At 59.6% G+C, this 10,997-nt stretch carries 14 protein-coding genes; 5 read left to right on the top strand and 9 right to left on the bottom strand.

Translation table 11 applies throughout. From position 1 onward, the window contains the following. On the bottom strand, positions 1–499 hold a 499-nt coding region (locus V5A26_RS10540), incomplete at its 3' end, for an ABC transporter substrate-binding protein (protein WP_332322467.1). Between the two features lie 195 nt (positions 500–694). Between V5A26_RS10540 and V5A26_RS10535 the strand changes: the two genes are divergently transcribed. Together V5A26_RS10535 and dinB are read left to right on the top strand one after the other, a co-directional pair. After that, a complete protein-coding gene (locus V5A26_RS10535) occupies positions 695–1,453 on the top strand; it encodes a GTP cyclohydrolase III (RefSeq protein ID WP_332321864.1) in 759 nt (252 codons plus the stop codon). Positions 1,454–1,522: 69 nt separating this feature from the next. Further along, positions 1,523–2,764, top strand: coding sequence for a DNA polymerase IV (gene dinB, locus V5A26_RS10530; RefSeq protein ID WP_332321865.1), 1,242 nt, complete (start codon positions 1,523–1,525; stop codon positions 2,762–2,764). 12 nt (positions 2,765–2,776) lie between these two features. Here dinB and tpiA read toward each other — a convergent pair whose 3' ends face one another. The 6 genes from tpiA to V5A26_RS10500 all read right to left on the bottom strand — a co-directional run bounded on the left by tpiA (position 2,777) and on the right by V5A26_RS10500 (position 7,011). Continuing rightward, positions 2,777–3,418: a triose-phosphate isomerase gene (tpiA, locus tag V5A26_RS10525; RefSeq protein ID WP_332321866.1), complete on the bottom strand. Its 642-nt coding sequence runs from the start codon at positions 3,416–3,418 to the stop codon at positions 2,777–2,779. A 70-nt stretch (positions 3,419–3,488) separates the two neighbouring features. Next, complete coding sequence (locus V5A26_RS10520; protein ID WP_332321867.1) at positions 3,489–4,013, bottom strand: multiprotein bridging factor aMBF1; 525 nt, start codon at positions 4,011–4,013, stop codon at positions 3,489–3,491. Positions 4,014–4,059: 46 nt separating this feature from the next. Then, positions 4,060–4,656, bottom strand: a complete 597-nt coding sequence (locus V5A26_RS10515; RefSeq protein ID WP_332321868.1) for a CDP-alcohol phosphatidyltransferase family protein — start codon at positions 4,654–4,656, stop codon at positions 4,060–4,062. Beyond that, a complete protein-coding gene (locus tag V5A26_RS10510) occupies positions 4,653–5,159 on the bottom strand; it encodes an adenylate kinase family protein (RefSeq protein WP_332321869.1) in 507 nt (168 codons plus the stop codon). The genes V5A26_RS10515 and V5A26_RS10510 overlap by 4 nt, the downstream gene beginning before the upstream one ends. After that, positions 5,156–6,229 carry a histidinol-phosphate transaminase gene (gene hisC, locus V5A26_RS10505; RefSeq protein WP_332322466.1) on the bottom strand — a complete coding sequence of 358 codons (1,074 nt, stop codon included), beginning with the start codon at positions 6,227–6,229 and terminating at the stop codon, positions 5,156–5,158. Before hisC ends, V5A26_RS10510 begins: the two co-directional genes overlap by 4 nt. A 35-nt stretch (positions 6,230–6,264) precedes the next feature. Beyond that, on the bottom strand, positions 6,265–7,011 hold the full coding sequence (locus V5A26_RS10500) for a fumarylacetoacetate hydrolase family protein (RefSeq protein ID WP_332322465.1): 747 nt from the start codon (positions 7,009–7,011) through the stop codon (positions 6,265–6,267). Between the two features lie 91 nt (positions 7,012–7,102). Between V5A26_RS10500 and V5A26_RS10495 the strand changes: the two genes are divergently transcribed. The 3 genes from V5A26_RS10495 (at position 7,103) to V5A26_RS10485 (ending at position 8,889) form a co-directional block, all read left to right on the top strand. Then, positions 7,103–7,813 (top strand): metal-dependent hydrolase, encoded by a 711-nt coding sequence (locus tag V5A26_RS10495; RefSeq protein WP_332322464.1) that lies wholly within the window; start codon positions 7,103–7,105, stop codon positions 7,811–7,813. A gap of 44 nt (positions 7,814–7,857) precedes the next feature. Further along, on the top strand, positions 7,858–8,160 hold the full coding sequence (locus V5A26_RS10490) for a DUF5779 family protein (protein WP_332321873.1): 303 nt from the start codon (positions 7,858–7,860) through the stop codon (positions 8,158–8,160). Positions 8,161–8,229: 69 nt separating this feature from the next. After that, the gene (locus V5A26_RS10485; RefSeq protein ID WP_332322463.1) at positions 8,230–8,889 is read left to right on the top strand and encodes a hypothetical protein; all 660 of its coding nucleotides are present in this window, start codon (positions 8,230–8,232) and stop codon (positions 8,887–8,889) included. On the opposite strand, the gene aglJ is transcribed toward V5A26_RS10485, so the two are convergent. Together aglJ and glmU are read right to left on the bottom strand one after the other, a co-directional pair. Continuing rightward, entirely contained in the window at positions 8,881–9,813 is a 933-nt protein-coding gene (gene aglJ / locus V5A26_RS10480; RefSeq protein WP_332321875.1) for an S-layer glycoprotein N-glycosyltransferase AglJ, read from the bottom strand. The two genes, V5A26_RS10485 and aglJ, sit on opposite strands and share 9 nt — an antisense overlap. A 54-nt stretch (positions 9,814–9,867) precedes the next feature. Then, positions 9,868–10,997 (bottom strand): bifunctional sugar-1-phosphate nucleotidylyltransferase/acetyltransferase (gene glmU, locus V5A26_RS10475; protein ID WP_332322462.1); only part of this gene is annotated, 1,130 nt, incomplete at its 5' end.

The raw sequence follows: 10,997 nt of genomic DNA, 5'->3' as shown, positions 1-10,997 counted from the left end.
CCCCACGGACTTCGGTGATCCAGTACCGTGCGGTAATGTCGGAAACGCTGCCCTTTGGGTAGGTCCCCAGCTTGAATCTTCGTCCGTACTCCTCGCGGAACCCCGCAAAACCGTCTGCGTTGGTCTCAAACCGGTCGGCGACCGCTGCTGAAATCATGACGACAAAGGCGTCCGTCGAACTCGCAGAGACCACAGACGCTTCCGTGTCCGAATCGGCCACCACCAGCGCAGGAACGGTTCCGATCATTCCGATATCCGCGTTTCCGGAGACGAGTAATTGCACGATACTATTGCAACTGGCTTCCGTTGACTCGTACTCGGCAGCCATCTCGTCCAACCACCCTTCCTGGTCCATCACGACCGCCTGAAAATGTGGGGGCGCAGCGTCGTACGCGAGAGTGACACTACTTCCTGGGGCCGTGCTCCCGAGGGTGGAACAGCCGGCAACGGCCCCACTCCCGACTGTCCCAATGGCTCCGAGAAACCGACGCCGGTTCATTATATCTCGATTTTGGTATCCGACCACCATAAACGTAACGTAATTAGGTTTACCTATGACATAATGTGAATGTTATTAGTTATATTAGTTGTCGTAAATCCGATTGTGTGAACGATTTACCACGGGTCCAGATCCGCGGCCGGGCTCATCCGGAACCGTACAAGTTAACCCGGCCCGCGAAAACAAACGAATATCGTGACGAACACGCAGGTCACTCTCATCCAGATCGATAATTACGGCCCGTGGACGGTTACTCCGTCACCGCGCCGGGAGGTCGACCTCCAGACACTGCAATCCCGTTTGTTCGCGGACCTCTCCCAACAGTTCGGCAACAACGGTGGGTACGTCTTTTTCACCCGGTTCGACAACATTATCGCAGTGACTAACGGGGTCGATGTTTCGGACCACGCACGGATCCAAGAATCGATGGGCAACCGCTATCCGGTCACGATCAGCATGGCAATCGGTCACGGTCCGTCCCCTGGCGAAGCGTTGATCGAGGCGACCGCTCTGCTCCAGGAGCGCGGGAGTGCGCAAGATCAGGACCGAACTGAGGAACTTCTCGGAAACGCGCTGGGTTCCGAGGACCGAACTGACGATGACGTCCACATCGCCCATTTCGACGTGATCGATGCGACCGGAAAGTACACTGACGAACTCGACGCGTTTTCGACGTTCATCCAGATCGAACAGGGCTACGCCACGCTCATGCAACACCTACATGACGAATACGGCGGGCTAGCCTTCTTCGTCGGGGGCGACAACGTCATCTCAGTCTGTCCGGACCTCGAGGAGGCGGAGTACGAATCGATCATCAAACATGTGGAAGCAACTGCCGATGTGACCCTTCAAGTCGGTATCGGGACGGGCACGACTGCCCACGACGCTGGCATGGCCGCGAAACACGGCCTCGAAGAATGTCGTCAAAAGGGCACCCGTATCGAAGGCGTCTAGCTGCGGAGCAGTAGACCGATTTTCGCGTGGGACAGGGTGGTTATATGCACGCAGTGCAGAGTCTGCGATATGCCTCGCGAGGGCCGGCTCCCTGGGGCCACTGAAAGCGAGCCAGCCATCGTCCTCCACGTCGACATGGACTGCTTTTACGCATCCTGTGAGCGACTGCAGGAGCCTGCCCTTGACGGTGAGCCAGTTGTTGTCGGAATGGGCTACGAACCCGGTGACACCATCGGCGCAGTCGCGACGGCCAGTTACGAAGCCCGCGAGTACGGCGTCGAAAGTGCACAACCCATCTCCGAAGCTCTTGACCAGTTGCCACGAGCGTCCGCGCCGCCAGATGAGCAAGCCGAGTCGGACACCGACCCAGTCGGGTACTATCGGTCAGTCGATCACGAGTACTACAAATCGATCGCCGCAGACGTCAAGGAGATCCTGTACGAACTCGCAGAGACCGTCAGAGAGGTCAGCATCGACGAAGCCTACCTGGATGTCACCGATCGGACCGCCTGGGAAGTTGCGGAGGGGTTCGGTCGGCACGTCAAACAACGGATCGAGCGCAAAGTGGGCGTTCCGGCAAGCGTGGGTGTCGCTCCGAACATGAGCGCAGCGAAAATCGCCTCCGATCACGACAAACCCGACGGATTGACCGTCATCAAGCCGCCCGATCTACAGGACTTCCTCGACCCCCTTCCAATAAAAGACCTTCATGGGGTCGGCCCGAAGAGCGCGAGCACGTTTCACGATCTGGGCATCGAAACGATCGGAGACCTCGCGAATGCCGATCTCGAGACGATAACCGACCAGTTCGGCGAACGGGGCCGCGACCTCCACTTTCGCGCCAGAGGGATCGACGAGCGGCAAGTCGAATCCAGGGGCCGCGCAAAAAGTCTCTCGCGAGAATCATCCTTCGGTGAGCCGATTTCGGATCCAGAACGGGCCCGTGACCAACTGGCGGCTCTTGCCAGGGCTGTCGCTGCCCGGGCCACGAACAAAGGGGCCCTGTACCGGACGATTGGTATCAAAGTCATCGAACCACCGTTCGAAATGCATACTCGGGAACGCTCGCTCAGCGGCCCCGTCGACGATCCCGAGCTGGTTCGTGAAACCGCCCAGAAACTGTTCGAGGAGTTCGAAGACCGGCGAGTCCGCAAACTGGGAGTCCGAGTCTCCAATCTCAGCTTTGCCGACAACGAACAGGCTGGCCTCGAAGACTGGGCCGACGACCCGGATGCGGAGGCTCACAGTGGTGAAACAGAGAGTGAGGTTCGGGGCCAATCCCGCATCGAATCCTTTGATAGTTCGGAGTGAACCAGGAGTTAGTTATTCGGTAACAAGGCCGTCAAGCGCTGCAGCCGGGTCCTCGGCTTTTGCAACGCCGCTAGCCAACAAGACCCCGTCCGCCCCAAGGTCCGCCGCGGCATCGACGTCTTCGGCCGTGCTGATTCCAGCCCCACAGTAGACATCGACTGCCGGATCGACGCCCGCTGCAGCCTCGACAGCGTCAGAAACGATCGACGGATCGGCCTGGCTCACAGGTGTCCCGCTTCCAATGAGTTCGGGCGGTTCTACAGCAACCGCGTCGGGCCCAAGGGCCGCGACCGCAGCGATCTGGTCGGGATTGTTCGCACAAACGATCGTGTCGAGTCCGGCCCGCTCCGCAGCGCGGATGGACGCATCGATTTCTGCAAGGGTGAGCCGCCGTTCGGAATGGTTGATCAGTGTCCCTGTCGCACCGTTTCGAGCCAACCCCTCGGCAAGTGGCTGGCCCGTATGGCTCCCCGGCTCAACCGGGCTCGTATGTTGGGCCCAGGTAGTGGCACCGGTCTCTGAGACAGGACCGATATCCGCCGCCTGGGGAGCGACTCCGATATTCGTCGCTGTTTCGGCATCGACAGCGGCCGCAGCCGTTGCAATTGCTACGGGGTCGACGTCGTAGGCTTTGAAATTGACGAGGATGAACATACCTGTGGGACTCCCCGGATGGCGAAAAAGATTGGTGGTTCGGTCCGGTGTCGGGAATCGTTCCCTGCGATCAGTCCTTCCGTTCGACCATGTCACCGAGAGTCAGCCCGGAATCCGAGTCACCAGAATCCCATTCCTCGTCACCGGATTCCGTTGCCGCCGTGAGCGAGATGTCGAAATGGCCCTCGAGTTTGGATTGGACCTCGTCGCTCGGGAGGATATCACCGTGTTCGAGTTTGCGGATGAGGCTAACCTTCTCGTTTATCTGGTCGGCCAGTTCTTCTTGCATAAGGTCCCTGCTCTCCCGCGCATTACGAATTCGGTCGTCGTAATCCTCGGCAAGTTCCTCCATTTCGTCGTAGAGGTCCCGGCGACGCCCACTCGAGCCACCGCTGCCACCGGTCGCCGATGAGCCAGTCGAAGAACTCGTACCGCTCTTGTTCGTCGAATATTTCGTCGACGTGGTCGTCGTCTCTTGGGTCTTGACTTCGGTGCCGAACTCGGCACAGTCAGCACAGACCTGCAACTCGGCGCCCTCGATTTTGACCGTATTCGGGGACTGTGTCTCGGCGCCGCACATCTCACACTGAACCATAGCGAATGATTACCTGCCACCGGCCTTAAATCGTGCGACCCGTCTATCATAGTTCTCCCCAGGCCCCGACAAAGCGCTGTACTGCGGTAACGTGACCCACGACTGCCAGGACTGCCAGCAGGATCGCCACAAGGGAGATGCCCGCAATTGCCGGATAAAACGGAACAATGACAGCGACAAGCCCAACCAGCGCCAGCCGATCAGCCCGACCAAGCAAGCCGCCATACTCGCGTTCGAGACCCACAGCCTCGATCTGTGTCCCGAGATACGAGGTGAGAAGGACACCAGTGATGGCTGCAAATCCCAGCGCGAACTGACCGAGGCCCCCAGCAAGGCCCGCGACAACCACTATGTCAGCATATCGGTCCAAGACGTGGTCCAGAAGATTCCCGGCCTGTGAATCGGTCTCCAGCTCGCGGGCCAGGGCGCCATCAAGGAGATCGAGCCAGCCGTTGAGGAACACAAATATCGCCCCGGCAAGGTACCAGGTCGGACGGGCTTGCAAAAACGAAATCCCCGCTGCCACGGCAAGGAGGAACGCGAGTAGGCTGATCTCGTCAGGTGACAGCCCGATCCGCTTGGCAGTCCCGACAAAGGGGTCGAGAAACAGGTTCGCGATCGGTCTGAGTCTATCAAGTGTCATAGATACGATGTGTAATCGACGGTCCCAGCACTCGGTTCACGGGTGCCCGCGATCGCTGCTTCAATGGCCTGTGCAGTTTTGTCCGGTGTCTGCTCGGTCGTCTCGATCTCGTAGATCGACTCCTCGCCATGAGCCGTGACCGCTTCTGAGAGAATGAGATCGAGGGCTTCACTTTCCGCGTTTTCCCGACGTGTTTTCGGGGATTCGCCCCTGTCGGCCAGTCGTGTTTCGATCCTTTCTGGGTCGCATCGCAGAACCACGACGCGGTCCACATCCAGGTGATGGGCGAGATGGGATTCCACAACGATATCATCTCGATCGGTGAGGTACTCGGCTACCGCATCCAAATCAGCGACCACGCTGTCTCGTTTTTCGTCTGTCCCGGCGTCGAGGCCTTCCTCACGAACGATTTCGTTGAGATGAACGACTTCGAGGTCGGTCTCGAGACGGTCGGTCGCCGTCGTCTTCCCCGTCCCAGGGGTCCCCGTCACGGCCACTCTCACGATTCAAGCACCTCGTTGAGTTCTCGGACCGCCTGTTTGGTCTCCGAGTTCGTGCCAGCAGTGATCCGAACGTGGGCTGGGAGACCGAAACTACTCAGATCACGAATGATGACGCCCCGGTCCCGCATCGCGTCGGCCACTGCCGTTCCGTCCCCGACCTCGACCATGACGAAGTTCCCGTGACTCTCGTGAACTGGGGCCTCGATCTCCGAGCGCATGTACTCCCGGGCCCACTTGACCGTCTCCACCGTTCTCTCGACGTGTTCGTCGTCTTCGAGCGCGGCTTGTCCCGCCATACACGCAATCGAACTGACGCCAAACGGGGTGTTGACCCGTGCGTACGCATCCGCCCAGGGGCTCGGAACGATTGTATAGCCCAGTCGAAGTCCGGCAAGTCCGTAGGCCTTCGAGAAGGTTCGCAACACGGCGATATCCGTGCGCTGATCGAGAAGCGTTCTGGCGCTCTCTCCCTCAGCAAATTCTCCGTAGGCCTCGTCGACGATCACAAGGGTCTCGTCGTCCGTCGCTGCTGCGATTTCCCGAACCGCCTCGATTGTGAACTGGCCCCCGAGTGGATTATGTGGACTCGTGAGGTAGACGATGCGCTCGCCCTGATAGCTGTCCAGAACCGTTTCAGGTGTGAGTGCGAAGTCCGTGGCCTCGACTATCGAATAGCGATTGACAGTCCCGTGGTGAAACCGGGCCGACATCTCGTAGTAGGCAAACCCCGGGTCGGGAACGAGGACTGTGTCGCCCGGTTCGAGCATCGCCCGGGCCAGATAATCGAGAGCGCCATCTCCGCCCGGCGAGAGCCAGATTTGTGAGGAATCAACAGCCCACTTTGCTGCAATCGCCTCGGTCAGATCGGTGTGAGCCGATTTGGGATAGTGGTGGACCCCAGGGGCCGATTCGCGAATCGCGTCGACCGCCTTGGGACTCGGACCGAACGGATTCTCGTTCGACGCGAGTTTCACGAGTTCCGAGGGGTCCCTCCCGAGTTCGCGGGCAACCTCTTCGATCCCCTGGCCCGCAACGTACTCCGTGTGATCGGAGAGATCCCGTGGTTCCATAAACAAAAGATACTTGCGGCGAGTCTTAAGGTTGGTTACCTCGACGCCGCATCGGTCCGTCTCACGCCGTGTTTGAGTGTGCCAACCCCTTCGATCTCGATTTCGACGGTATCGCCATCTGACAGGGGGCCGACGCCAGCGGGTGTGCCCGTACTAATGACGTCTCCCGGTTCGAGCGTCATATACGAGGAAATCTCCGCAACGAGTGCAGGCACGGAGAAGATGAACTCGGCCCGGGAGGAATGCTGGCGGACCTCGCCGTTCACCCGGAGTTCGATTGTCGCGTCCTCGGGCACGTCTTCAGGATCAGCGACGACTGGGCCCATCGGCGCGGCTCCGTCGAAGGCTTTTCCGCGGACCCAGTTCTGTTCGCGCTCTTGGTCGTCGCGATTCGACACGTCATTGACAGCCGTGAACCCGGCCACGAACTCCCAGGCCTGGGATTCAGCGACGTTTCGAGCCTGTTCGCCGATCACCACGCCGAATTCGGCCTCGTAATCGACTCGCTCCTTGCCTGCGGGCAAGGTGATCGTATCTCCATGTCCAGCAACCGTATTCGGTGTTTTGAGGAAAAGTAATGGCCGGTCGGGAATTTCCGAGTTGCGCTCTTCGGCGTGATCCGCGTAGTTCAACCCGATCGCGATGATCTTGGTCGGTTCGGCTGGGGGCAAGATATCGACTGCATCCAGATTGTAGACCTGACCCCCGAATTCGATACCGGCAGTGGTCCACTCGCCGACACGGGTTGCCCCCGCTGGATCCCGAAAGCGAACAGTTCGCATGCACTCCGATTTGACCCCCCGTGGCCTAAGCGTTCCGAGAATCGGGCCCATCGGCGTCACGTTTTTGCCACGTTTCCTGCAATCTTCGTCTATGGAACTCACTTGGCACGGCCATTCGACCTGGGCAGTGACAGTCGGTGAAACGAACCTGCTGATCGACCCGTTTTTCGACAATCCACACACCGAACTCGGGCCAGCAAGCATTGGGGAGCCGGATTTCGTCCTGCTAACACACGGCCACGCGGATCATATCGCCCACGTTCCGGAATTTCCGGATAGCACGGTCGTCGCAACCCCGGAACTCGCGGCATACGTGGGTGACGAGTATGGGGTGAACGACACAATCGGAATGAATCTCGGGGGAACAGTCGAATGTGGAGACGCATTCGTGACGATGCATCGAGCCGACCATACCAACGGCATCGAAACCGATTACGCCAACTCGGCCGGGATGCCGGCTGGCTTTCTGATCAGCGACGGGGATCCAGCTGAGGACGCGTCCGAGGCCACGACCTTCTATCATGCCGGTGACACCGCGCTGATGACTGAGATGCGAGATGTCATCGGCAGCCATCTCGACCCCGATGCAGTCGCTGTCCCGATCGGGGATCACTTCACCATGGGTCCGCAGCAGGCTGCTATCGCAGTTGAGTGGCTCGGGGTTGACCGGGCCTTTCCGATGCATTATGACACCTTCCCGCCAATCGAGCAGGACCCCACAGATTTCCAGGCGGCTGTCGAAGCAAGCGACAGCGATGCAAGCGTCGAAATTCTCGACGGTGACCAAACGGTTATCCGCTGATCGGGAACGAACGTTTATCCCGGTTCCCGGCCTTTCGGTTCTCAATGAGCGATTTCAGCCTCGACCTTCGCGACGCCGAGGAGGAACTCGATATCGAAGACGCCGAGGAGGGCGATTTCGGTGGTCGTGTCGTCTTGGGAACGCTTGATGGAACCACTCCCGACGAGGAATGGCTGGCCGAAATCGAGGCCGGAAACGTCCTCATGCTCGCCATCGAAGGCGATCTGAACGAATTGGCCGCCGGGTTCGCTCGGGACGTCAAAGAGGGAGGCGGCTCGTTGACTCATTTTCGACGATTTCTCGTTATGAGTCCCCCTGGCATCCCCATCGATACTGACCGACTGTGAAGGGCCACAGCGCTCAGACCGATTTTCCGCGGTGCAAATCGTTAACAGGTGTCGGACCGTAAATCAGGTATGCCCTTCAAAGACGACGAGACCACCGTCGAACCCGAAATCGTCGATCGATTCGACGGCGGTTTCGGCTGGTTCGCCCATCCTGGGGAAACGATGCAACGAGCCAGCCACGCCATCGACTTCGGGGATGGGGTCTGGATCGTCGACCCGGTCGATGCGCCGGGAATCGACGCGGAAATCGAGGCCCTGGGTGAGGTAAAAGGGGTCGCTGTCCTCCTCGATCGGCACGAACGTGATGCAGCAGCCTTCGCCAGGCGCTTTGACGTTCCGCTCTCCCACCCACCCTACGTCGACAGGGAATTTGACGCACCGACAGAAATGTTGGGGGCAACACTCCCAGGGGAAGACGTCGAGGTCATCCGAACACTCAGCTGGCCCGGCTGGAGTGAAGCCGCACTCTATGACGGACAGACGCTCCTGACTGCCGATGTCCTCGGGAATGCCTCGTACTTCACAGCCGGTCCCGAGCGGATCGGCGTCCATCCCATGGTTCGCCTGTCACCACCCCAGAACCTTCGACAAGTGAATCCTGATCGAATCCTCGTTGGGCATGGCCCAGGGATTGACGAACACGCAACGCGAGCGCTCGATCGGGCACTCAATGGCGCTCGACGTCGGCTTCCACAGGCCTGGGTTGCCGGCCTGAAATCCCTATTCTAAATCCTCGAGCCGATCGTCGATTTCGTCGAGTCGCCGAAGCCGTTCCCGGTGCAGGCTGGCCAGCATATCAGCAAGAAAGCCGAACAAGATCAACTGACCGCCGAGGAGCAGTCCCAGGGTTGCCACAACCGCTAAAATCTCGTGAGAGATTCCCTGGGTGAAGAATTCGACACCGACGTATCCTCCGACGAGCACGCCGCCCCCGAAAATCACCGCTCCGATACTTCCGAAGTAGAACAGCGGGTTCGTCGTCTTTGCGAGGCTATACAGCGTCAGGAGGATGCGCCCACCGTCAGCGATTGGGCTGAGGTTTGGGTCGGACTCCGCAGGCCGAGCCCGGTACGTGATCGGGACTACAGCCACATCGAGCCCCCGTTTCACACATTCCACGGCGATCTCGGTCTCGATGCCAAAGCCCGCTGCTGTCAAATGCATCCGGTCGAAGGACTCTCGCGTGAATGCCCGGTAGCCGGACAAAATATCTCCGTGGTCCTCACCGTGGACCCGTCGAAAGACGGCGTTGAAGAGTTTGTTGCCGACTTTGTTCAACCGGGTCATCGCCCCCGATTCCATATCGGCAAAGCGATTGCCGACGACGTGGTCGGCTTCGCCCGACCGGAGGGGTTCAAGTAACCGTTCGGCCTGTGCCGGATCGTAGGTTCCGTCCCCATCGAGCATGAGGAGGTATTTCGAATCAATGTGGTCGAGCGCCTCGCGGACGGCCTGTCCCTTCCCGCTCCCTGATTGAACAATGACGGTGGCCCCAGCCGATTCGGCGATTTCGACGGTATCGTCCGCAGAATCGCCGTCGATGACGAGAATATTGTCGAGTCCGACCGCTTGAAGCCCCTCGATAACGTCGCCAATAGTTTCGGCTTCGTTAAGCGTCGGAATCAGCACGCAGACGTCCCCGTCCTCCTCCATTACCATCGACTCGCGGGGCCGGGGGCAAAAACGTATCCTTCCAATCGGCGGAAATCAGTCCCGTTTCACGACCGATCCTGGCTCAGTCGTTACACCTGCGTCGAGCGCGACACCGACATTGAGACTCGTATTGATTCCTGTTTTTGCTTCTGGGCCACACACACAGCCGAACTTCCGGCGGCCGGTATCGACTGTCTCGCCCTTGACCGTCGTCAATACGGTCCGGTCATCGTGTCTGAGATTCGCGACGGTCGTGCCCGCGCCGAAATTGACGTCCGATCCGATCACGCTGTCACCGACGTAGGAGAGATGTGAAATACTCGTTTTCGGCATGACGACACTGTTTTTCACCTCCACGGAGTGACCGATCTGCACGTCGCGATCGATGAGCGTGGTGCCGCGAATATACGCATTTGGACCGATTGTCGCCCCTTCCCGAATGATAGTTGGGCCTTCGACGACGACTCCGGAGCGGACTGTCGCCCCCGGCTCGACGACGACTGCACCCTGGAGGACGGCCCCAGGGTGGACGTTCCCCGCAATGGCTCTGGACCGTTCGCCGATCAGCCATTCGTTCGCTTCCAACAGTTCCCAGGGCCGGCCGACATCGAGCCACTGCTCCATTTCGACGGGTGTGACCGAGGACTCCGCACAGGCCCGTTCGAGGACCTCAGTCAGTTCGCGTTCGCCTCGCTCGCTTGCCTCGACGTCGAGCCAGTCGATTGCCGCGCCCGGGAACACGTATGCGCCAGTGTTGACAAGATCTGACGGTGGGTCGGCCGGTTTCTCGTCGACACCGATGACCTGAGAATCGTCATCCGAGAGTTCGAGAACGCCGTACTGAGTCGGGTCCTCGACTCGCATCGCTCCGACTGACGGCCCGGACTCGAACACCTGCCGGAGCGACTGAGGGTCGTACAACCCGTCGCCATTGAGAACCGCGAATGTATTCCCATCCAGCACCTCGGCAGCCTGTCTGAGTGCGTCAGCAGTGCCCTCGCGGGATTCTTGCTTGACGTATTCGATTTCGAGGCCGTCCCAGTTCGAGCCGAAATGATCGCGAATGGTCTCGGCCTCGTAGCCGACGACCAGGATGATCCGGTCGGCCCCGGCTGATCGTGCGGCTTCGATAGTATGCTCCAAAATGGGGCGATCGGCAACCGGGAGCATCGGTTTCGGTCGAT

It is taken from the genome of Halodesulfurarchaeum sp. (genome assembly GCF_036626455.1).
In the GTDB taxonomy this organism is placed as follows: domain Archaea; phylum Halobacteriota; class Halobacteria; order Halobacteriales; family Halobacteriaceae; genus Halodesulfurarchaeum.
This window is presented reverse-complemented; position numbering and strand designations above follow the sequence as displayed.